The sequence below is a fragment of the Epilithonimonas sp. JDS genome (assembly GCF_021261315.1).
In the GTDB taxonomy this organism is placed as follows: Bacteria; Bacteroidota; Bacteroidia; order Flavobacteriales; family Weeksellaceae; genus Epilithonimonas.
The window spans coordinates 512,767-536,512 of the sequence record NZ_JAJSAX010000002.1 but is presented as its reverse complement, the minus strand read 5'-3'; the positions used below and the strand labels follow the sequence as shown (position 1 = coordinate 536,512).

At 35.6% G+C, this 23,746-nt stretch carries 18 protein-coding genes and 1 tRNA gene; 11 read left to right on the top strand and 8 right to left on the bottom strand.

Features of this window, described 5'->3' with window-relative positions; genetic code table 11:
* Nucleotides 1–67 precede the first annotated feature (67 nt).
* The 4 genes from LUD75_RS09070 to LUD75_RS09055 all read left to right on the top strand — a co-directional run bounded on the left by LUD75_RS09070 (nucleotide 68) and on the right by LUD75_RS09055 (nucleotide 3,225).
* The gene (locus LUD75_RS09070; RefSeq protein ID WP_232705353.1) at nucleotides 68–550 is read left to right on the top strand and encodes a hypothetical protein; all 483 of its coding nucleotides are present in this window, start codon (nucleotides 68–70) and stop codon (nucleotides 548–550) included.
* Between the two features lie 111 nt (nucleotides 551–661).
* Entirely contained in the window at nucleotides 662–1,708 is a 1,047-nt protein-coding gene (aroB, locus tag LUD75_RS09065; protein WP_232705352.1) for a 3-dehydroquinate synthase, read from the top strand.
* Nucleotides 1,709–1,853: 145 nt separating this feature from the next.
* Nucleotides 1,854–2,534, top strand: a complete 681-nt coding sequence (locus tag LUD75_RS09060) for a porin family protein (protein ID WP_232705351.1) — start codon at nucleotides 1,854–1,856, stop codon at nucleotides 2,532–2,534.
* Nucleotides 2,535–2,628: 94 nt separating this feature from the next.
* On the top strand, nucleotides 2,629–3,225 hold the full coding sequence (locus LUD75_RS09055; RefSeq protein WP_232705350.1) for a porin family protein: 597 nt from the start codon (nucleotides 2,629–2,631) through the stop codon (nucleotides 3,223–3,225).
* Between the two features lie 67 nt (nucleotides 3,226–3,292).
* Here the strand turns inward: LUD75_RS09055 and LUD75_RS09050 are convergent, their stop codons facing one another.
* Together LUD75_RS09050 and LUD75_RS09045 are read right to left on the bottom strand one after the other, a co-directional pair.
* Nucleotides 3,293–5,542: a zinc-dependent metalloprotease gene (locus tag LUD75_RS09050; RefSeq protein WP_232705349.1), complete on the bottom strand. Its 2,250-nt coding sequence runs from the start codon at nucleotides 5,540–5,542 to the stop codon at nucleotides 3,293–3,295.
* A gap of 167 nt (nucleotides 5,543–5,709) precedes the next feature.
* Nucleotides 5,710–11,646, bottom strand: a complete 5,937-nt coding sequence (locus LUD75_RS09045) for an MG2 domain-containing protein (protein WP_232705348.1) — start codon at nucleotides 11,644–11,646, stop codon at nucleotides 5,710–5,712.
* 152 nt (nucleotides 11,647–11,798) lie between these two features.
* On the opposite strand from LUD75_RS09045, the gene LUD75_RS09040 reads away from it, so the two are divergent.
* The 5 genes from LUD75_RS09040 to recF all read left to right on the top strand — a co-directional run bounded on the left by LUD75_RS09040 (nucleotide 11,799) and on the right by recF (nucleotide 16,337).
* Entirely contained in the window at nucleotides 11,799–12,560 is a 762-nt protein-coding gene (locus LUD75_RS09040) for a UbiA family prenyltransferase (protein ID WP_232705347.1), read from the top strand.
* 43 nt (nucleotides 12,561–12,603) lie between these two features.
* Nucleotides 12,604–14,409 (top strand): hypothetical protein, encoded by a 1,806-nt coding sequence (locus LUD75_RS09035; protein ID WP_232705346.1) that lies wholly within the window; start codon nucleotides 12,604–12,606, stop codon nucleotides 14,407–14,409.
* A 193-nt stretch (nucleotides 14,410–14,602) separates the two neighbouring features.
* A complete protein-coding gene (locus tag LUD75_RS09030; protein ID WP_232705345.1) occupies nucleotides 14,603–14,914 on the top strand; it encodes a hypothetical protein in 312 nt (103 codons plus the stop codon).
* Nucleotides 14,902–15,210: a type II toxin-antitoxin system RelE/ParE family toxin gene (locus LUD75_RS09025; RefSeq protein ID WP_232705344.1), complete on the top strand. Its 309-nt coding sequence runs from the start codon at nucleotides 14,902–14,904 to the stop codon at nucleotides 15,208–15,210. Before LUD75_RS09030 ends, LUD75_RS09025 begins: the two co-directional genes overlap by 13 nt.
* Entirely contained in the window at nucleotides 15,207–16,337 is a 1,131-nt protein-coding gene (gene recF / locus LUD75_RS09020) for a DNA replication and repair protein RecF (protein WP_232705343.1), read from the top strand. Before LUD75_RS09025 ends, recF begins: the two co-directional genes overlap by 4 nt.
* 199 nt (nucleotides 16,338–16,536) lie before the next feature.
* Here recF and cdd read toward each other — a convergent pair whose 3' ends face one another.
* Nucleotides 16,537–17,016, bottom strand: coding sequence for a cytidine deaminase (gene cdd, locus LUD75_RS09015; RefSeq protein WP_232705342.1), 480 nt, complete (start codon nucleotides 17,014–17,016; stop codon nucleotides 16,537–16,539).
* 79 nt (nucleotides 17,017–17,095) lie between these two features.
* Here cdd and LUD75_RS09010 point away from each other — a divergent pair, with 79 nt between their 5' ends.
* Nucleotides 17,096–17,623 (top strand): hypothetical protein, encoded by a 528-nt coding sequence (locus LUD75_RS09010; RefSeq protein WP_232705341.1) that lies wholly within the window; start codon nucleotides 17,096–17,098, stop codon nucleotides 17,621–17,623.
* Here LUD75_RS09010 and arfB read toward each other — a convergent pair.
* Nucleotides 17,613–18,005, bottom strand: a complete 393-nt coding sequence (gene arfB / locus LUD75_RS09005) for an alternative ribosome rescue aminoacyl-tRNA hydrolase ArfB (protein ID WP_232705340.1) — start codon at nucleotides 18,003–18,005, stop codon at nucleotides 17,613–17,615. The two genes, LUD75_RS09010 and arfB, sit on opposite strands and share 11 nt — an antisense overlap.
* A complete protein-coding gene (locus LUD75_RS09000; RefSeq protein ID WP_232705339.1) occupies nucleotides 18,002–19,030 on the bottom strand; it encodes an AMP-binding protein in 1,029 nt (342 codons plus the stop codon). The genes arfB and LUD75_RS09000 overlap by 4 nt, the downstream gene beginning before the upstream one ends.
* A 100-nt stretch (nucleotides 19,031–19,130) precedes the next feature.
* Between LUD75_RS09000 and LUD75_RS08995 the strand changes: the two genes are divergently transcribed.
* Nucleotides 19,131–19,201 (top strand) — tRNA-Gln (locus tag LUD75_RS08995).
* Between the two features lie 99 nt (nucleotides 19,202–19,300).
* Here LUD75_RS08995 and LUD75_RS08990 read toward each other — a convergent pair.
* From LUD75_RS08990 to LUD75_RS08980, 3 genes are all read right to left on the bottom strand, one after another.
* Nucleotides 19,301–21,070 (bottom strand): LuxR C-terminal-related transcriptional regulator, encoded by a 1,770-nt coding sequence (locus LUD75_RS08990; protein ID WP_232705338.1) that lies wholly within the window; start codon nucleotides 21,068–21,070, stop codon nucleotides 19,301–19,303.
* 326 nt (nucleotides 21,071–21,396) lie between these two features.
* Nucleotides 21,397–22,062, bottom strand: a complete 666-nt coding sequence (locus tag LUD75_RS08985; RefSeq protein WP_232705337.1) for a response regulator — start codon at nucleotides 22,060–22,062, stop codon at nucleotides 21,397–21,399.
* A gap of 11 nt (nucleotides 22,063–22,073) precedes the next feature.
* Nucleotides 22,074–23,726 carry an ATP-binding protein gene (locus LUD75_RS08980; RefSeq protein WP_232705336.1) on the bottom strand — a complete coding sequence of 551 codons (1,653 nt, stop codon included), beginning with the start codon at nucleotides 23,724–23,726 and terminating at the stop codon, nucleotides 22,074–22,076.
* Nucleotides 23,727–23,746 lie beyond the last annotated feature (20 nt).

Here is a 23,746-nt window from a genome sequence, read left to right as displayed (position 1 = left end):
ATAATACGATTCAAATTCATATTAAAGAGGAGCGATTTAGCTTCTCTTTTTTGTTTAATTTAACCTTATGAAAAAGTTTGTTATTTTATTGATTTTCTGTCTGCCGGTTTTTGGTTTCGGTCAAAATGTTAGTGCAATCAGAAAACAAGTTGAGATCATTAACAATTCCAAAAATTATGTGGTAAAGAAAATCTCCAACGATTATTTTGTCGATGTTAAAAATGAAGTGACGGATAATGGCCAGGAATTGGAAGGTTTTTATACCAGGAAGGAATTAAAAAAAATAGTACATTCTGTAGGATTATCAAACCAGGAGATCGTGACTCAATTTTATTTTAATCACAATGACTTAATTTTTGTGCTGAGAAAGAAGTTTCAAACAATTGATAATGAAGGTCAATATATCGAACCAAAATTAATTTCAGAATCAAGATTTTACTTTGTAAATGGGAATGTCATTAATCAGAATGAAAAAATAGATCAAAAGGAAGTTTCGGATATAAAACTACAATCGACAATTTTTCAAAACGATTTGAAAGCCTACAAATAGCAATGATTTGATTTTAGATTAATGTTTCTTGATAATGCACATCATTGAAATTAATCTCAAAATAATCAGTTTGCTATTCATTTTGTTTTTATTTTTGTTAAAATATTAGTTATGATACAGGAACTCGACAAAGATTTCAGCAGTCTTAATCTATATATAGACGAAGTTTCGCCAAGTAAAATTTTTATTCTGGTGGATGAAAATACACACGAACATTGTCTTCCCATTTTACTTCCCAATCTAGCAACCGATGCACCTTTTGAAATCATCGAAATAGAAGCTGGTGAAGAGAATAAGAACATCGCAACAGCCACTCAACTTTGGGAAATTTTTTCAGAAATGGAAGCTGACAGGAAATCTTTACTGATCAATCTTGGCGGTGGAGTAGTAACGGATATGGGCGGTTTCGTGGCTTCGACTTATAAAAGAGGATTCAGATTTATCAATATTCCAACAACGTTGCTGGCAATGTGTGACGCGTCTATCGGCGGAAAAACAGGAATTGACCATCAGTTTCTCAAAAATATCATCGGAACTTTCGCTTTGCCGGAAGGTGTTTTTTTCTATCCCGGATTCCTGAAAACTTTGGATTTTAAAGAACTGAGAAGTGGTTTTGCAGAAATGCTGAAACACGGTTTGATTGCCGACGGAAACCACTGGAACGAATTAAGTTCATTATATAAAATCACGCCGGAAGATCTTGCGCCGTTCATCAACAGAAGTATGGAAATTAAGAATGATGTGGTGACAAATGACTTTAAAGAGGAAAATGTACGCAAGATTCTTAACTTTGGCCACACCATTGGTCACGCGGTGGAAAGTCTTTTTATGAAAAAAGGAACTCTAATTCCACACGGCGAGGCCGTTGCCCTTGGAATGATTTGCGAAACACATTTAGCATTTCTTGCAGGATTAATAGATGTGGACGACTCTTCTACCATCATTACAAAGATCCAGAGATTCTTTCCTTACATCGATATTTCTGAATTTAAGAATGGGGCAATTATGGATTTGATGTTTAATGATAAGAAAAATCAGGATGGAAATATCAATTTTTCACTCATCAATGGTGTCGGAAGTTGCGTTTTTGATCAGAAATTACACGCAGATCAGATCATTTTGACTCTGGATTTCTATAAAAATATGAATGTTAATTAATGATATTATTCAATGAATAAGTTTTTTAATCCATTGATAATTAATTATTTGAGATCATAATTAAAAAAAATATCAATTATTTTTAATTTTTTGGCAAAGTATTTGGAAGTATGCTTTCCGTAAAACAAAATTAAAATTTGATATTATGAAAAAGTTATTTTTAGGATTAGGTTTAGTAGCAGGAACTTTTGCATTCGCTCAAACAAGTCCAACATTCGGTTTAAAAGCAGGTCTTAATGTTTCATCAATCTCCGATGATGGTTATGAAGATTCAAAAGCCAAGGCAGGTTTTTATGGCGGTATTTTTATGAACGCACCAATTAGTGAAATGTTTAGTATTCAGCCAGAGGTTTTGTATAGCCAAATGGGAGCAAAAATTACAGAAAGAGGTTCTGGAACTGTTGCAGGTTCAGATTATTCGTACAGACTTTCTAGCAGTACAAACTTAGACTATATTACAGTTCCAGTAATGTTCCAATTTAATGCAACACCAAATTTTTATTTGGAAGCTGGTCCAGAGTTCGGATTTCTTATTAGTGCAAAAGCTAGAAATTCAAGCTATACTAATGTAGAAGGTAATTTTGATGCAGATAGTTACGATTCAGATAGTAGAGATATTAAAGACAATTTTAGCGGATTTAATATGGGAGCTGCTTTAGGACTTGGATTTAATTTCACTCAAAACTTTGGTATAAATGCAAGATATGTAGCAGGTTTTACTGATATCAGTAAAAAAAATAATGGAGAAGATGGTAATACTACTTTGGAGCAAAGCGGAAAAAATAGAAATAATGCTTTTCAAGTTGGATTGTCTTACAAATTCTAATATTACAAAATCTTAAATATTACAAAAGACCGATTAATTCGGTCTTTTTTTGTTTCTTAATTTATATTTTTGTGACCAATAAACAATTATATTTATGAAGAAGATATTTCAGGTATTGGCGATTGCTGCAACATCCCTTATTTCGGCACAGTCATTTGGGGTAAAAGGCGGCGCAAATATTTCGACAATAAGCAAGGAGAGAAGTTGGGATGATACCAATGCCAAACTTGGCTATTTTGTAGGGGTTTATATGCACGCACCGGTTAACAGTGTTTTCAGCATTCAGCCAGAGGTGCTTTATAATAGTGTCGGCGTAAAATATGATAATACCAAAACGTCTCACACACTTGGTCTGGATTACATTTCTGCGCCTATAATGTTTCAGTTTGAGCCCATTCCTAAATTGTTTGTGGAAGCTGGACCGCAATTTTCCTTTTTAATCGGAAACAGTGACAGAAACAAAACGGATGATGTGGTCACAATTAAGAAGTACAGAAATAATTCCAACTACAACAGTTTTGATTTGAGTGGAGCAGTAGGACTTGGTTTCAGAATTAATAATATTACAATAGGAGCAAGATATCTGGTTGGCTTTACCGATATCAAAAAATCAGGTTCTACCACTTGGAGCAATGATGACAAGCAACTTCGCAACAGCGCTTTGCAGATAGGACTGCAATATGGATTTTAAGATCTGCTGAGAAACAAAAAAGACCAACGATTAAGTTGGTCTTTTTTTTATGGATAATAATGATTAATTATTTAACCATTAGATTTTTGCTCGTTGTATCTCCGTTGTTAGAAATTACGATTCTGTAAGTTCCTGTTTTAAGAGTCGAGATGTTTACTTTAGTTTTTTCATTTTCCAAAGCGCCGTTAGAAATCAATTTTCCGGACAGATCAAGGATTTGATAACTTGCACCTTTAACCTTATTTGTCAATGAGATGTTAACTTCTCCTTTGGCAGGATTTGGATAGATGTCAAAGCCTTTGTTGAACGCAGATTCATTAACTGCAAGATTTTTATTAATATTAAATCTAGCCGAATTCACAGCGAAATAAATATTGTTCACAGCTTTCACCATAATTCTCGCATTTCCGTTATCCAAATTTGGAAGTGTCACAGAAGCAGATCCGTTATTCGGAACTTCTGCCAATAGAGTCGGATAAGTAAGTCCGTTGTCAGACGAGATATAAATCTGCACATTTGCTGTATTGATAGGTTCTGCATTTGTTCCTGCAACATCCCAAGTTACCGCAAGCTGGCTTCCACCAATATAGTTAGCCGCAGCAGTCTGTGAAGTCACTTTGAAAGGACCTGTTGGCATTACGCTTACTCTCATTAGATCTCTTGCAGATTGATTTCCTGTAGCCTTGTTGTCATTTACAAGAAGAGAAAAATTAAGATCTCTTTCTACCGTAGGGATCACTTCCCATTTCGGATTTAAAATATTGTTAGCAATAGAAGCCATTGTAGGGAAATATCTATGAGGAGAGGCAGTCGGTGTGAATGATCTAAAGACTGTCCCTGCCACAGCTGTCGCGGTTGGCGGTTGCGGACTGTTTGCTAAAGATGCTGCATCTGTTTGTTCCCAAAGATATGTCAGTGCATCACCATCTGGATCTGTTCCAGTTCCTGTTAAGACAAATGCTGTACCGTAAGGGATTGTATAATCTGCACCTGCATCAGCACTTGGTACCGAATTATTGTTAGGTGTTTTTACAGAACAATCTGTGGTGCGGGAGATGAAATTATACATTTCATTCACACTTACAGAATGGAAGTATGCATCACTTCGGGTCTGTATGTTATTAAGTGTTCCGCAGATTCCGGCGTATGCCATAATTGTAGATCCACTTCCTGGTTCTACTGCTGTCCCATCATTCGCATTGCCTGTACAAGATCCAGTATTTGCTCTGAAGGTGTGATTTCCGCCAAACTGATGACCGATCTCGTGCGCTACATAATCAATATTAAAGGCATCATTGATAGGAGAGTTAGTGCCTGTAGTACCACGCGCTTTCGTTGCGGCATTACAAGGCGATCTCAACGTAGCTACACCGCCAGATGCAGTACTGAAGACGTGGCCGATGTCATAATTTGCGCTACCAATCACACTGTCACAAACGGTTTGATTTTGTCCCAGCAACGGATATGTCGGAGCAGAGTTGGCGTTGTCAAAATTATCACTGTCAATAAAGATAATCTGATCATTGTTTGGAACCAAAACCATCGTGAGAGAAAGTGTTTTTTCATAAACACCGTTTACTCTGGTCATAGATGCATTCATTGCAGCCAGTACAGCTGCTTTCTTCTGTGCAGTCGTTCCGCCGCTCAGTCCAGCTCTGTTCACGTGGTAAGCTGCATATTCAATCGTACAGGCCAATGCCATACGGTAAGTTCTCATTTGCCCGTCTCTCACGATTGGCGCTTTTAATGTTATTGGAAGACTCTCCGGCTGCTGTATAAAGTTGCTTTCTTCGTAGCCGCAATTGAACTTTTCCGGATTTGCAGGCAGGCTGTTACGTTTGTAAACAATGTACGTGGATAGATCGTTAGTATAAGTATCCAAATAGCTAACTTCCCAGTTGTCAAAATACATCACATTGATACCATCATAAGGAGATGTGCTAAATCTGATCGTGTTTTCAGAATGATCTTTCTGATAGCCGACGTATGATTTGATGTCAGAATACTTATTACCCAATTCTGCAGCCAAAACTGGCGCTTCCTTTACAATGTAATCTACAAGTTTTCCGGATGAGGTTGGAAATTTTAAAATAAAATTGTCATTGCTGGATTCCCTTTTAGGAGCTTTAGCAAGTTCTGACTGTATACCTTGTACGTCAAGTTTGTAGAGCTTGTAATCTACAGGTGTCGTGTTTCTCTCTTTCAGAGCGGTCTTACCTAAAACACTTGTGTTTTGGACCTGATTCCAAAAGTTTTTTTGTGCACTCAGCATTAGAGAAGCCATAATGCCGGTTGCCGTTAATAATTGTTTTACCATAATTAATTTATATTATTTGATAGAATTTTAACTCATTGATTTTGTTTGTATTTAAACTAATAGATGATATATAATTTTAAATACAATCGATTAACAAGGTTCTAAAATTAAAAAAAAACAACCAAATATTACTATTTGGTTGTCATTTTAACATTTTAAAATTAATTTTATTCAGAGATTTCCACCTTCGTTCCCTGCGTATGCGCGTTCATCTGCGGCGCATAGTAGTTTTGCAAAGTTGTAATTCCATTACTAAATTTCCCACTTGCATTCGCCACATAATCGTACTCGAAAACATATTTTCCTTTCGGCATATATTCGATGTAGAAATTCGTGGACGCATCTTTTGTAGATTGATAATAGCCGAGATTATTTTTCCATTCGTAACCAGAAATCACATCCAAAGGTTCAAAACCAGCCGCTCGCATATCTTTCAGGTGAATGAATTCCATATTTCTGTCCGTGTTCAGAATCATTCTTACCGTAACTTTATCACCAACTTTAATTGGTGAATTGCCATTGATTTTAATTAATTGTTCCCCATTTTCAGTTTTCACTTTTTTGTACAATTCTTTAGTAATGGAAATATAACTTTCCGAAGATTTTATCTTATCCAAATCTTCATAATATTGCCAGAACAAACCACCTTGCACAATTCCCGGACTGTCTTTTTTAATGGAAACCGTCGCTAGATTTTTATCCAAATTGTCAGAAATAATCGCTTGTTTCACATAACCTGTCGCTTGCGTTTGAGGCTTCAATGCTTTTCCGCCCCAGGTAATTTCCGCTTTATCAGATTCCACAGAAGTCCAGGATTTCCCAGAATTCAAAATCGTGAAAATCACTTCAGCTGTTCCACGCGAACTTCCCCACGAATTCACTTCTTTTTGGGTCACAAGCCAGATTTTCATTTCTTCAATGAAGGTTTCATCTGTCGGCGTCAATTTGTTAAACGCTTCCAAAGCTCCGGCGTGATTCACCGTTTTGGATGAATACCAACCCCAATCGTTCAGATTCTGTTTCCAATAAACACCTTGAGTTTCCGTGTCCGTCGAAGTTTCTTTAAGATAAGTCATTAATTTTTTCGATACCTCTTTCAATCCATAATTATTGAATAACAAAGCCGAACGATGCAATCCAAAGAAAGTGAAATCCGTGATTTTTGCTGTTTTCGCTTTTGATGTGACCAAAGATTTTAATGTCGCACCTTTATTTTTTAAAGGATATTCTTTTTCCCAATAACTTCGGGTGTCGAGATAATCAATCACGAAATTGTTCCAAACATTGTCCTTATCTGTTTTCCAGTATTTATTCACTTCATTATCAACATAAGAAACCAGTTTTGCAACCATTTCTTTCTGCTCAGAACTTTGATAATCCGCCACATTTCCTTTCAGCCAATCATTGATTCTTCCTAAATTTTTCAAGATATATAATGAATTATAGTATGAACTCGGATAACCTTGATACCAAGAAAAACCTCCATCAGGATTTTGCAATTTTTGCAATTCGCTCCAATCATTTTGAATGGAATTTCTCATCGTGTTCGCATCAAACAATCTCGCCAGTTTTTCCATTTGTTCGGTTTCGTTTTTAGATTCCAAAACCCAAGGCGTTTCTTCAAGCAACAATTGTTTCAGCTCTTGATTTTTCTCCAGATTCGAAGTCAATAAACCTTTCGATTGATATTCATCAAAAACCGTTTTCAGTTTCGGATTCGCTTTGAAGATTTCCGAAGCTAAAACATCGGCAAACCATTTGTTGAAGATGACATCAGCAGAATTATTAGTATCATTTTTCAAGCTTGGAAGCGCAAACATAATTTCCCAAATCGGATTTGTCGTCAGTTCCAAAGTGTTGGAAACATTGGTCAACGTTTTAGAATTTGAGTTTTTTAGATTTTCCAAAGTGAAAGTTTTCGTCTGTCCTTCTTTCACAAAAATCGGAAGTGCATCCGTCACCAACATTCGGTTTGGCAAAACGGCAATGGCTTTTTGTTCGCCATCTGAGAAGTTTCCAGCTTTGGCAACAATTTTAATGATAATTGATGAAACATCATTCGGAACTTTCACTTTCCAATTCACCACAGAATTTCCATTTTCACTTAATGAAAAAGTTTGTTCTTTATTAAATCCAGAAACCGCAGTCAATTGATTAATCCCGAATTTCTCAGAAATATCTTCATTTGTAAACGCATCCAAAATCTGCAATTGCGCCACACCATTTAGTTTTTGATTCACCAAACTCGATAATTTTGATTGAAGATTCAGTTCATCACCTTCACGCAAAAATCTTGGATAATTTGGTGTGACAGAAAACTCTTTCTGCGTCACCACGGATTTTTCCAAAGTCGCAGAACGCGCATCTTTCGTATGCGCCAAAAACAACAGTTTCCATTGCGTCAAAGCTTCCGGAGAAGTGAATTCAAAACTCACATTGCCATCTTTATCGGTCAAAAGATTTGGGTAGAAAAATGCCGTTTCGTTGAGGTTTTGACGAACTGGAACTTTGTCTAAATTTTTCTCTTTTATGCTTGTAGTAACGACTTCTTCAATATCTTGTGTTTTTACCGAATCAGATGCATATCCTAAAGATTTTTTTTCTCGTTTAATTCCCATTGCAGTTACAACTATGCCAGCAACATTTCCTTCTAATTTATTTGCAACTGGAGCCATCGCCATTTCAGAGTAGACCATATTTCGTCTTCCGTATCCCATAGCGATTGTATTATCAAACCAATTGAATTGAGGACTGCTAACATTGTCAATCGTTAAATACTTAAAATACTTACTGTAATTTTCTTGCGAAAGTCCATTTCTCAAATCATAAGAACTTTGGAAAAACTGCGAATAAAATCCCTGCCAATTCCAACTGTTCGAAGCAAATTGGTCAAGCGATTTGTCATACATACTTGCCAAAACTTCCGCATTGATTTTTTCATTCCCAGCGCCAGAAACTTTCACCGTCCATTTTTCTTTTTGTCCCGGCTGAAGTTTGTCGCGGAAAGTCACCGTTTCAATTTTCAAATCATCTTTGCTATCAGCAATTTTCAAATCCACATTCTCAGTTTTTACATCATTAAATGCAACCAGTTGAAATTGCAAATTAACTCTCGAAACAGTTTCATCTTTCGGAATCAAAGTTTCATATTCCAGAATTCCGTTTTTGAAAGAATGCGTTTCCGTCACCGTTTCGCCTTTTCCGTTTTGAACAAAAACATTCACCAAAGCATCAGGAACGGCGGAGTAAACAAACACTTTTGCTTTCTCACCACGTTTGAAATCCTGTTTTGGTTTAATGATTTCCAAGAACGGTTTTTGATTTTGCCCAAGCGATTTCTTATCCCAAACTTTGAAGAATTGCTCCGTTTTTATCGTGTCTTTTCCTTCGATATTATAAAGTTGAAGTTTGTAAGTTCCCGCTTCCAATTTCCCTAAATCTAAATTAGTTGTCGGTTGTTGGTTGTTGGTTGTCGGTTTCTTCGCATTGTCAGGCTGAGGCTCTCGAAGCCCATCAACAATTAATTTTTCCACCTTCCAGTTTTTCACATCATCACTCTTACCAAATCTGTCGTGCGGGAATTTCTGCACAAATTCTTCCTTGGAAAGTTTCGGCAAATCCTGAATCGTATTTTCAAATTGACTTCTGAAAATCTGCTTCGGTTCTTCCAGCTTTTCCAGTTTTGCATTGTAAGATTTTGCAAGAACTTGGTCGTTGTAATTTTTCGTCGACACAGTCAGTTTTACAGCTTCATCAGAGAAAATATTGTTAACATTGTCCGCCGAAATATAATGGGAAACCGAAGCCACTTTTACGTTCGTGTCCGCAGATTGAGTTTCACCGTTGATGTCCGTCACAGAAGCGTTGATGGCATAATTATCAATCTGAATACCTTCTAAAGTTTCATCTTTTTTAAGTTCTACTTTGATGGTAAATTCGCCTTTCTCATTGGTTTTTGCCGTTCCGAGAATCGAGTTTTCATTATCGTTTCCACGCAGATACCACCAGAAATAACGCCAACGAATATTTTGTTTTTTGATTTCATAATTCACAGTCGAATTGCTTAGAGCAACGCCGGAAAACATTATCGCTTTTCCTTTCAATTGGATGGTTTGGCCGTATTTGTACTCGTCTTTTATAGGTTCAAAAGTCACTTCGAATTTTGGACGTTTGTATTCTTCCACCTGAAAATCGGCGTAACCATTGATGTTATAAGCGGAATTGTTATCGTCATCAACTTCGATATTGAAATTCCCGTTCAGCTTATTTTTAGGTAACGTAAAACTGCCATTAACAGAGCCAAATTCATTAGTTGTCAGTTTTAAAGTCTGTAATTCCTCGCCGTTGGTGTCGTTCAAAGTGATGTTCAGCTTCACTTTATCCAGCGTTTTCATTTTCTGAGTTTCGCCGTTGATTCCCGTTGCAATCACTTTGAAATAAACAATTTGTCCAGGTCTGTAGATTTTTCTGTCGAGGAAAATCTGCGCACTTTCCTGATTTTCAGATTTGTTTCGGTTGCCGTAATCGTAACCATAAACATTTATCATCGAAAAATTGTTTCCATTCTTCACAAGGAAGTTTCTGTAATATTCCTGATTCGCAGAATTTGGAAACTGAAAATTCCCGTATTTATCAGTTTTTACCGTGTATTTTGTAACCGCTTTTCCACGAACATATTCAGTAATATCAAGGTTTTCATTAATGAAAGCTTTTCCGTTTTCGTTGTTCACGAGTTTCAGAATATTTCCTTTTGGATTGCTGTCATCTTTTTTGGAGAAGATGATTTTCGAATCCGAAACAATGAAATAATAATTGCCCTGAACCGAATTTTCCACCACATATTCCGCCAGATAAATCCCTGCTGGAAGTGCTTTCAGCTCCAAAGATGTTTTATGTGATTTGAAATCCGAAGACACGGGCAAACTGAATTCATCCTTTCTTACCAACAATTTTTTGACCTTGGAAAATGGAGTTTTGTAAGAATCGAAAACGTGATTCAGAAAACCTTGCGAATCATCTTTTACTTCGTAAATATTTAACGAAAATTGCTTCACATTTTTACCTTCCGCAACGATGTGGATTGGTTTGTTCGGTTGTGTTTCTTTTTCGTAGAATAAATTAAGTTGCGGATTTTTTATCGCATTTTCTTTGTTAAGAATATTATTGATGAACTTCGATTTTGGATAAAGTTCTTTCGCTTTATTAACCCAAACCAAAGCAGTTTTGTTATCTTCTTTTTGTTGAAGAAGTTCAATCATTTCATCAATAATCAGAACTTTGTAATCGCCTTTTATAGATTCATCGCCAACCAATTTTTCAAGTTGAGCAAATTTGTCTTTGCAATGATTCAATTCACAATTATAATTGATTTTTTGATGTTGAAAATACAGTTTTGAATTCCCAGAATTTCCAGAAATCTCCGAATCATAAAGGTCATTGATTTTCTTTGAATTGACTTTCAGTTCGTTTGGCGTGAAAAGATTTTGATTTCTCAAAAACTCGATGTAATTGAAATTTGACCAATCCAAAAGAGTAGGGAAATAATCCAAATTCTCAGTTTCGTCAAACATTTCCTTGTATTTCTGCGTCTGAATTTTCTTCAAAAACGAATTTTCTTTTTCTAAATCTGAATAGTTTTTAGCCAGGAAATTCTTGAAATCCAGTTTGCTCCAAGTCTCAATTTGTGACAGATTTTGATTGTCGATATTCGTTTTCTGATTGATTTTCCAAGAATTGTTATCGTAATAATCATTGATGAATTCCAAAGTCAGAAGATGAAATAGTTGCTTCTCATCGCCTTTCAGTTTGGTTTCCGTGCTTTGAAGTTTCGAAAAGAATTTGGAGTTTTCATCATTCTGCGTATCGTCGTGCGTTTGCTTCAGGATGCTGAATTCCGCTTTCAGAGATTTGATGATTTGGATGGCGTTGTTGTCTTTCATCGCTTGGTTTTGAATGTCCAGAATTATCGGAAGATTACTTTTGTAAGTTCCTTTCTTGTAGTTTTCATCCACTTTTTTCCATTGAGAATCGTAGTAATTCTGCGCCGAAAAGTTGATGAAGAAAAGCATCAGCAAGAAAACTGAGACTGATTTAATGATTTTCATATTTGACTTTTATTTTTTTTGAGTGAATGATTCACTGTATAAAGATGCATTATTTTATCAAAGGTTGGAAAGATTAAAATCTTTTTTAAAAATTAACACTTTGGAAATCTTATTGATTTAGAACAATTTTTCGGACATTTGTTAAAAGTAAAATGTCGATTTTAAATTTAGCAAAAAAATATGTGATTGACAGCCAGATTTTTGTCTCGCTGATGGGAACGTTGATGGCTGGATTTTTTATGCTGGAGCAAAACATATTCCGTTGGCCGAGTTTGCTGTTGATTTTTATCACGTATTTCAGCGGTTATCTTTACACGAAATATCAAAGTCGTAGAAAGGCTTTAATCAAGATTTTGGTTTTTAATTTCATTTGTGGAATTCTAAGCTTTTGCTTGATTGTCTTTAATCATAACGAAATCAGATTGTTGAAATGGACCGTGATTGTCATCATTGGTTTGCTTTACAATTCTTTTTTTCTGGAGAAATTTATTCGAAAAATTCCTTTGTTAAAAGTATTTTATGTTGGCTTGACTTGGGCTTTGATTAATGCGTGGCTCATTCTGCCAGAATTCAATTGGGAAATTTTCTGGATTTCGTGGTTGTTTATTTCGGCTTTGGTTTTGCCTTTCGATATTCGTGATATGAAAAGCGATGATGTGGTAACTTTTCCCATTTTAATTGGTATTCAAAGAACAAAGTACTTGGCTTATCTTTTAGTTTTCGTTGCTTGTTTATTAAGTTTAATATTTCTTGATAAAGAATTTGCCTTAAGTTTTTTAATGACAACGGTTTTCACATTTATTATGATTTATTTTTCTGAAAATGATAATAAGGGAACGTACTTTTCATTTTGGGTAGAATCTTGTAGCGGATTGCCTTTGTTGATGATTTTGCTTTATTGGCTTGTAAATTGATAGAAGGATTTTACTAATTAATTTTTGAAGTATTTGTAATCTGATGCATAAAAATATTTTTGCGTTAATTCTGTTTTTATGTAGCGTTTCTTTTGTGTCTGCGCAGGAGAAAGAGAAAAAGGATTCTATCTATTATAAGATTGAAAAGTACTCCGACAAAAGAAAATTCACCAAATTCATCCACCGTTTCATCTTTCGTCGGGAAGCAGATTCTGTTTCTGTGAAAACCCGTACTGAGAAGGAAACACAAGCCTCATACGACGGAAAACACATCCGAAATATCAAAATCGAAACGATTGACCCGTTTGGATACAACACCAAAGAAAAAAAGGAAAAAGCCAAATGGTACGATTGGTTCACAAATCATCTGCATTCCAATACCAGAATTTCGACGGTCAATAATTATTTGCTCTTCAAAAAAGGCGAAGAATACAACGCTCAAAAACTCTATGAATCCGAACGTCTCCTTCGTGAAATGCCGTTCGTAAACCGCGTGAAAATCAGTATTGCGGATAGCACTTCGACCAGAGATTCTATTGATGTCGTAGTGCAAGTTCTCGATTCCTGGAGTTTGAAACCACGCGGAAGTTTCTCCGGAAGCAAAATCGGAATGGGCGTTACAGAGGAGAATTTTTTAGGACTCGGACACGAAGCCAACTTCCTTTACAGAAACGATTCCAAGCAAAATCAGGATTATCTGATGGGAAGTTACACGGCTTACAATCTGTTCGGTTCTTACATCAATGCGCAAGTTTTGGGCGAACGTGATTTTTACAAAAACGAAAGAATTAATTTTAATGCGAGAAGAGATTTCTTCTCTCCCTTGACGAAATGGGCTGGTGGTTTTTCATTCGAATATTTTATGCGAAATGTGGCTTTGCCGATGGTGGACAGAAGTGCTTTGCCAGAAGTTCAAATCAAGGTTTACAGTCAGGATTTGTGGGGCGGTTATCAGATTCCGGTTTCCGCGAATCCGGAGGAAAGAGTCTCCAGTAACATCGCTTTCATCGGGCGTTTCCAGAATTATCAGTACAAAGATAGTCCTGGGATTGACCAATTTGATTACTTCAAAACTTACAGCAGTTTGTTGGGTTCGGTTGGTTTTATCCAAAGGAAATTTGCAGTCGAAAAAAATATTTTCCAATACGAATTGCCCGAAGATATCTCTTACGGAAACTCATTAAGTGTCACCGCCGGCGTACTTTCCAGAAGCAAAGAAATAATGCCTTACGCTGGAATCTCTGCTGGATATGGTGAGTTTACAAAAATCGGTTATTTCAATTTGAAAGCGCAGTTTGGAAGATTTTTCAATGAAGATAGTCAAAACAGAGAGTCTTTCCGGTTGGACGGAACCTATTTTACAAATCTGATGGATTGGAAATTTGCGAAAGTCAGACACTTTTTCGCACCAACTTTAGCGCTTGGAAATCCTCAGCACAATTATTCTTACCGAGACAGAATCAACCTTTCTGCCCGTGACGAATTTCCTGTTTATAACGCCGATTACATTGGAACGAAGAAGTTGGTTTTGAGATATCAGCTCCAACTTTTTGTGAATAAGACGTGGAAGAATTTCCATTTCAGTCCATATCTCACGACTGCAGTTGGCTGGTTAGCAATGCCGAATGACAGCTTGATGAAAACCAATGCAAACACGAAAATCGGAATTGGTGTTTTGATTAATAATCCATATTTGGTGTTCAACAGGATTCAGATTTCGTTTACTTATTATCCTAAAGTTCCATTTGATAACAACTCTGTTTTTGATTTTAACAGCAATCGAAATAACGTTTTACCGCTGAACAGTTTTGGCGCAGATATTCCGCATTTTGTGAATTTTGGAAACTAAATTTTTAACCACAAAAGTCACAAAAGAAGTTTGTATTATAATCTCCTTTTTTTAACTTTTGAATAACTAAATATTTATAGAACTTTTGTGCCTTTTGTGGTTTTCAAAAAAGCTGTTTTAATTTATCAGAATTCTTTTTTGATTTAAAATTAATTCTAAAACCGTTTTTTTATCTTTACATAAATTTTGAGTGATGGAAAATATCAACGACATTAAAATAAAACTGATTCAGAAAATCTGCGAATCCCAGAATTATTATTTGTTGTCTTCACTTCTTAAAAATTTTGAAAGTAAGTCCACAAACATCGTCGCAGAACCAGAATCCATCTATGAATCCGAACGACCAATGACGGAAGAGGAAGTTGATGAGTATTTTAAGGAAGAGAAAGTCGTTCTTCCAGATTATGTCCTGAAGATGATAGAACAAGGAATGGATGACGTGAAAAATGGAAGGGTTTACACAGAGGAAGAAATGGATAAAATGGATGAAGAATGGCTGAAATAATAGTCGAATGGACCCATTTTGCAAAGAAACAAAGAGATGAGATTTTCGAATATTGGAACAATAGAAACAAAAGTAAGTCTTATTCTAAAAAATTAAATCTGGTCATCAAAGAGAAAACCAATCAATTAAAATTACAACCATTTTCAGGAAAGAAAACTATCAATGAAACCACGAGAATGTTAGTTTTTAAAAATTATAGTTTGATTTATAATATAGAACAGGAAACCATTTCAATCATTTCATTTTGGGAAAACCATCAGAATCCTGAAGCGCTCGAAAATATTTTAGGATTATGATTATCAACAAACTAGCACTCATCAATTTTAAAAGTCACTCCGAAGTCTCGTTTGACTTTTCGCCACAAATCAACTGTTTCGTCGGGAACAATGGTGTAGGGAAGACCAATATTTTGGATGCACTTCATTATTTGTCTGTTGGCAAAAGTTTTTTGGGGAATTCTGACCTCAATAACATTCTAAGTCAGAAACTGGAAGATGGAAGTCAGAAGACTATGGATTTCTTCGTCATCGATTCCGAGATTCAGAATGAAGAAAAAGAAGATTTGATTAAAATTCTGATGCCAAAAGAATCCAAAAAAGTCATCAAGAAAAACGATAAATCTTATGATAGATTGGCGGACCATATTGGTTATCTGCCGAGTGTAATGATTTCGCCGTACGATTCCAATTTGATTTCAGATTCCGGGGAAAGTCGCAGGAAGTTTCTGGATGCGATGATTTCTCAGACAGATTCTATTTATCTTTTTGATTTGATTCAGTACCAGAAAACTATTCAGCAGAGAAATGCATTGTTGAAGAACTTTGCTAAAAATCGATATTTTGATAAGGATTCTTTGGAAATCTACGATGACCCGATTTCTAATTTTGGAACGCGGATTTTCGAGAAAAGAAAAGAGTTTGTTGAGAACCTAAATCCAATTGTCCAACATTATTACGACATCATTTCTGGCGGAAAAGAAAAGGTTTCTGTGGTTTATGAATCTCATCTTTCCGAAGGCTTCGACTCCGCTCAGCCTGACAGTTTTTTTAAACATCTTCTAGCGATTTCAATTGAAAAAGACCGAGTTTTGACCTACACTTCCAAAGGTATTCACAAGGACGATTTGATTTTTGAAATGAACGAAAATTCAATTAAAAAAATCGGCTCGCAAGGTCAGCAGAAATCGTTTTTGGTTTCTTTAAAACTTGCTCAAATCAACCGAATCAAAGAACTGACAGGAAAATCTCCGATTCTTTTGCTTGATGATATTTTTGATAAGCTTGATGACACCAGAGTTTCTCAATTGATTGAATTGGTTAACAAAGAAAATTTCGGACAAATTTTCATTACAGATACGCATAAAGAACGTACAGAAAATGTGGTGAAGAGAATCCACGAGGAAAGTCGAATCTTTGAGATTTGAGAATAGAAGTTAGAGATTAGATTTTAGAAGTTAGAATCGTCAAAAGAAATACAAAACGTCAACATAGCCCTGATGGGAACGGCATCCTTTTTCTTTTCCGTTAACTTCGGCTACGCTCAGGCAACGGAAAAGAAAAAGATATAGTGGACAGCAGGTTGGAATCGTCTGCCGATAGACCAATCGTCGTGCTCCTAATTATTTATAAAAAAGTGCCGTCAAATGAGAATGGCAGCAAATCTCGTACAGATTTTGTCTTGATGATTTCTCCCTTTGGGGATGTGAAATAGATTTCGATGACGTCTTTTTGTTTTGCTTCGTATTCAAGGATTGATTGTCTGCAGCCGCCACAAGGTGGAATTGGTGTGGAACTCAGGTCATCTTTTGGGCCGCCAATCACAAATATTTTTTTTATTTTTTCGTTTGGATAATTGGCAGATGTCCAGAATATGGCGGTTCTTTCTGCGCACAATCCTGATGGATATGCTGCATTTTCCTGATTGGAGCCGGTAATGATTTCGCCATTTTCCAGGAGAAGTGCACAGCCCACAAAGAAGTTGGAGTAGGGCGCATAGGCGTTTTGGCGAATGTTTTTGGCTTTGTCGAAAAGTGTTTTTTCTATGTCGCTGAGTTGCTCGTAACTCGGAATTACTTCAAAATTGATTTTTATTTCTTTTTCCATCTTTAAAAATGCAGGGAGGTAAAAATACAAGTTTTATGGTAACAAATTAACATTTGAAGAAAAAAATCATCTAATCACTATGATAAAACAATTTTTGCTGCTTGGTTTCATCTTTTTCTTGGGATTTGCGAAGGCTCAGGACAAGATTTTCTGGAATGAAAACCGGAAATTGGTTTGGGCAGATTTCCAGTCGCAGACCAAGCCGAATACGTCTCAGGCTGCGGCTACAACTTTCTGCGGCATTTCCTACTTGCTGAATAGTCCGACGAAGAAATTCACTGACAAACAAGTGAAGATTGAATCGTTTTTTATCCCGTCCAAATCCTGGGCGCACTCAGAACATAAAACGGATAATGTGCTGATGCACGAGCAAAGTCATTTTGATATTGCGGAGTTGTTTGCGAGGAGATTCAGGAAGTTGATTAGTGATAAAAGTATGGATGTCAAGTCTTTGCAGAAGTATTACGAAAGAGTCTATGATGATTACAAAGATTATCAGCAGGATTATGAAACGGTGACGAATCACGGTAGAATTCGGGACAAGCAGCTCGAATATTCTCAGAAAATTGACAGAGAAATAGCGGAATTGTCGGATTTTAAAATTTAAATTTCCGGTTGTCTTTCTTCTCAGAAATTTTCCTTTTGTTGTCGATTCTTTTTTGAACCTGTCGTTTTGAAGGTTTGGTTTTAACTCTGTATTTTGGAATAAATAAAGATTTTTCTACCATTTCCAGCATCTTTTGGGTCACGATTTTTTTGTTCGCGAGTTGCGTTCTGCTTTCTGATGAAGTCATTTGGAGAAGACCTTCGGAATTGATGCGGTTTTTGAGTTTGTCAGAGATTCTTAGTTTCTCTTCATCTGAGAAATAATAACTTTCTGAGACGTTCCAAATCGCCGTGACAGCGGTTTCCACTTTGTTCACGTTTTGTCCGCCCGCGCCGGAAGAGCGGGAAGTTTTGTAGGTGATTTCGGACGTGAAGTTTTTCATTTCTCGATTGATTTTTTCAACGCCAGTCGGTTGATTTTTCCGTTTGGCGTTCTTGGGATTTGTTCTACAAAAATAATGTCTTTTGGTTTATGAAATGATTTTTCGTAGTTGATGGTTGAAAGTTTTTGCTTGATCTCTTCCGATTCGCTTCCTTCGATTATTAGAATTAATTTTTGTCCTAATGTTTCATCCTCAATTCCTAGGAAGATAACTTCATTTGTAATATTTTGTTTGACTAATTTTTCCAGTTCTTCTGGGAAAATCTTTGCGCCTCCGGAATTGATGACGTTATCTAATCTTCCAAGGAATCTAAATTGGTTTTGATTATTGATTTCAACCAAATCGTTTGTCTGTAAAACTTCAGAATTTAATTTTGGGGCAAAAATTTTCAGACAATCTCTCTCGTCCAAAGATATTTCCACGCCTTCAAAAACCGTGAACCAATCTTCCTGATTTGGGAAAATCTGTCTGAGTGCAATGTGAGAAAGCGTTTCGCTCATTCCATAAGTCTCGAAGATTTTGGTTGATTGTTGGTTGTTGATTGTTGATTGTTGAATTCTATCTTTTAAAGTTTCAGAAACTGATGCGCCTCCAATGATGAGTTTTTTGATGAGGTGAAGTTTGTCTAATGAATTTTCGACCTGCAAAGGCGTCATTGCACAAAAATCGATTTCCTGATTGATATTTTGAAGAGGATTTGTGGAAGGTTCGGCGATTTTAAGTTTTAATTTTCTGAGAATACTTCTTACGACCATCATTTTACCTGAGATATATTCTACCGGAAGACAAATTAATGCGACATTTCCTTCTTCTAAACCTAAAAAGTTGCAAGTCATTTCAGCTGAATTCAACATTTTTGATTTTTCTACTTCAAAAATTTTCGGAATTCCGGTAGAACCAGAACTCTGAATTTTGACTGTTTTTGACTCCGAAAACCATTCTTTTATGAAGTCTAAAACTTTGGTTTCAAATTCGTTAGATGGTGTTTGTTGAGTGGGCAAAGGTTTGGAAAGGTCGATTAACATTAGGATGAGCGAAAATTTATTTTATAAAATTATGCAATTTTTTTTAAAAATAATTTGGAAGTTCAGAAAAAAGCTCTAAATTTGCACCACAATAAAGGACAGACCTATGGTGTAGCGGTAACACTACTGTTTTTGGTGCAGTCATCTGGGGTTCGAATCCCTGTGGGTCTACAATTGTAAAATTACAACCAGTTAAATTTCAGCTGGTTGTTTTTTTTTGTTTATTAATTCAAAGTTTCAAATTTTCTGAAAACACAATTCTGAAATCAGTTACATCTCAAGATTCTGAATAAAATGTGTTAAGTCCTGGTCTTTGGTCAAGCCGAGTTTTTGCTTTAATCTGTATTTGGTTACCCTTACAGTGTTTGGGTCGGCTTTCAGGATGTTGGAAATCTGCTGATTGTCCATATTAAGATAGATATAGGCTGCATATTTCAGATCAAGATTGGTAAGTTTAATCTTTGATAAGTCATTCAGGCGTTTGTAGAAATTGGGATGCACATTTTGAATGGTATTTTGCATCTCGGTCAGATCGTTGTCTGTGAATTGCTCATTTTTCAAAATCCTTTCCAGATTGGGATCCTGTTTTTCTTTCAATTCGTCTTTTAATTCTTTGATGAAAGCATTTTTTGAATCAAGCCTCAATGATGCTGCCAGAGCCTCTTTTTGGATTTGTTCCTGTTTGATATTGAGAAGCTCCTGTTCCGCTTTCATACGCGACTTTTCCTCCTGTTCCAATTGTAGGATCAGCTGAGTTTCTTTTTTTTCTATTTCCAACAAATCTGTTTTTTGCTTGTTTAATTTTTGTCTGGATCTCAATAAAAAAACCAGAAATAAGATACCCATAAAACCTAATGACGCTATACTGATGTACAAAAATCTCTGTTTTGCGTAGATTTTATTGGTTTCTTCAAGTTGTTTTATCTGTTGGTTTTGCTGCTCGGTTTTGTAATAAACTTCTAGGGTTCTGATGTTGTCATCAAATTGTTTCTGATAATAATTTTTTGCTAATGCGTGTGATTTTTTCGAGAATTCTAAAGCTTTTTCAGTTTGATTTGATTTTTCATAAACATTGGTAAGATTTTCAAAAAGCTCTATTTTATCGCTAAAACTGTAATCTTTGTTGTCAGAAATTGCGTAGGCTTTTAGATAATATTCTTCGGCTAAAGAAAACTGTCCGGAAAGCTCGTAAGTGAAACCAATATTGAAATAGGTGTAAAAGTTATAAACTTTCAAATATTTATCATTTTCCCCAATCTTCAGAGCTTTGAATGCAAGTTCCAAAGAATTGGCGTACTTGCTTGGGATCATACTGTAAGTGAAAGAAAGATTGTTGTAATAAGCGTATAATGCCTTTTTTCTGGCGGCAGGATTATCTACCAACTTGATATAGTCAAATGATTTTTGATAATAATTAAGAACCAAATCATAATCTCGCTTATTCTTTTTCGCCTGAAATCTGTTGTTGTAATAGTTTCCCAGGTTATTATATGTCCAGTTAATCAGAATTGGAACATTTGCTTTCAGTGCATATTGATTGGCCATCAAATGTCCTGATGCATCCAGTTTTTCTATCCTGTTTTTTTCTGTATAAGAAGATTTTTGTTCGTAAAGCAGTGCCAGAATGAAATTCTCGTTTGGTTTTTTATTAAAGAAATTGATGCTTTTGTTAAGCGATTTTATAAATAATTCATTTTTGCTTTTCCCTTTGTAATACTTTGCAAATCCGAAATCAACGTAAGCTTTGTCAATACTTTTTTTGGTGTCATCAGCTAATTTCTTCGCAGTTTGCAAAGCGTCGATTTCTTTCTTGCTTTGTTCGGTCGCGTAATAATAATCAGCTAAATAAACATAACCAATTATTTTTTTTGAATCATCATCAGAATTTAGAAATTTCGAATCAATTACGGCCTTTGCTTTATCGACTTCATTGCTGTAAAGATAAGTGTATATGAGATGCTGATCTTTATCAAAATCACTTTGTGAATAATAAAGACCAAACAATTGTAATAAAATAAAAATAAAGAATCTTTTTTTCATTTTCCGTCAGAATAAAAAAATATCATTATAAAAGTTTGTGTTATAAAGACAACAGCCAATTTACAATTATTTTGTGTACATATATTGTACACACTCAAAATTTGTGTGTACTTTCATTGTAACGCCCATTAATAGGAAGCTACCTGATTTTTGGCGGATATTTGCAGCAACAAAAAACACAAATAAAAAACAAAAACACAGATTAAAAACACAAGTGATTTGTTTGCTTAATGATCAATTCTTAATAATTTGGTCAAGCATATAAGAAAGGAGACTAATTTTAGTCTCCTTCTTTTATTTAATAATAAACGTTTATTTTTCTGATTTTATATTATTCCGAAATCTTTACAGACTGCTATCAGATGTTCATTGCTTTTAACATCCAACGATTCTCTGATATTACCCAGCTTTTTCTCTACATAACTCATGCTTGATGGTTTGATATTCTTCTCTTTCAAGTAATCCGGAATATTTTTCACAAGCGTTCCGTTGGCCAGTAGCGAGATAAGAAGCGTATCGAGCGGCGAAAACTCAAATGCATTCCTGTCTTTGACCGGTTTTTTAAGATCATAGGAAATGAATCTTTCATTATTGTAAACCGCTTTGATAGCTTTTTTCAGGTCTTTCACGTCTTCCCTCCCTTTTTTTACATAAGCATTGATGTTTTGTTCGGTAAAGAGATTGTCAATGATTTCCTGCCGTTTTTCTACGGAGAAAACGACCACTTTCAGATCTGGCTGTATTTCTCTCGCTGCTGCGACAAGCTGCTGGCCTGTGGTTATGTTTTGTTTTCTGTGATCTGCATCAAACGATATATCGGTGATTAGAAGTTCGAAAGGTTCATTTTCCTTAAGCGCCATTTTTAACCTGCTTAATGCTTCGTCACAGTAATTATCAAATTTGGGATTTGGGATTTTCAAATCTTCAACTACTTTTTGGACAGATATATTAAAGCTCTCGTAATCTTCTGCAATAAGGACTTTTTTGAACATAGAATTAAGTTTTACACGGGAAATGAAATAGTGATTTTCAGTAGCCGATCCGTTTCTGTGTCAAAAATAATAGTTCCGTTGATAGCTTTTGTACGGGTTTCCGTATTTTTCAGGCCATTTTTTTGTGAGAGATTTTTTATTCCAATGCCGTTGTCGATGTACACGATGTTTACTACAGAATCCTCTTCTGTAAATTTCAAAAAAACTTTTTCCGCGTGGCTGTGTTTTTTCATGTTGGTCATCAATTCCTGAAGAATGCAGAAGACTTCATTTTCCTGATTTTGATTTGTCTTATTCCAGATTTGGTTATCGTTTCCTGTGATGAAAATCTTAACAGAGTCAGAAGCGTAGGATTTCAGCATAGTAGCCAGTTGGTCCCGGAAATTCAGATTTTCGAATTCATCCTTTTCGTAGGAAATGTCTCGGGAAATTTCGTAGATTTCTTCAAGTCTGTCGAGTAGAATATTTCTATCGAGATTCTGAATATTTTCCACCTCAGACATCACTTGGTAAACTTTGTTGGCAACGCGGTCGTGGACTTTTTTGGAATATTTCAGTTCCGTATTTTTGACCTCGATTAATTTTTCCTGCTGATGAATTTTTTTGCTTCTTTTGATGTAGAAATAAATAACCGTAAGTACAAGTATTAGAAAGCCAATTCCAAAATACTGTTTGATGATTTGATTTCGTCTTTGGGAACTTTCTGCTTTTGCTTTTAGGTAGTCGGCTTTATTTTTTTCGGTTTCGTAACGGATGATTGCAAATTGATTTTTCGCTTTGTTTCTTGCCGTCTGAAGACTGTCATTGATTTTTTGATAGGATTTGAAATATGCCAGAGAAGTGTCCGAATTTTCCAACGAAATTAACTTTTGCAGCGCTTCCGTCTGGTCATCCGGGCTTTTGATTTCTTTTGCAATGCTGTACATCTTGGTAGCGTAGAATAGTGCAGAGTCTTTTTCATTCACGCTGTAATAATCTGCCAGATGAGAGTAGCTCGCATTCAGTCCCCAATAGTCTTTTTCTTTCAATCTGATTTTTAAAATTCGGTGAAATTCCGGTACGGGATTATGCTCAGGATTTTGAAGCCATTTTGTATATGCAAGATTGTCAAATACTTTCGGTGAAGATTTATCTGTTGATTTTTCCCTGATAAGATTTTCAAAGATTGATATTGCTTTCTGATATTCTTTTTCTTCTTTATAAGTAATCGCTAAATTGTTTTCATACAGGAATTTGTTCGCGGGATCATTTGCAAGATTGATTGCTTTAATATAAAAATCTATCGCCTTCGGGTAATTCTTTAATTTACTGGAAGCCAGACTTAAAGTGTTGTAGTTGATTGATAAATAATTGTGTTGCAGAGAATCTTTTGGGTTGAAATATCGCAAGGCCGAAATTGCTGTTTCCTGACTTCCAAAGTAATCACCTTTTGTTTCTTGGATAATGGCAAGATTAGCCAAACATTTTCCTGCTCCAAAACTGTCTTTTTGTTGGAGAAAGAGATCTTTAGCTTTGTAGAAGTACAGAAACGAACTGTCTATTTGTCCTTTTTCCCGGTAATCATAAGCTTTGTCATAAAAATCATTCGTGAGTTTTTCGTTGGAAACAGTTTCTTTCGAACAAGAATAAATTATTATGAGAGCGAATAATGCAAATATCTTCAAGTTTGTTAGTTTTCACCGAA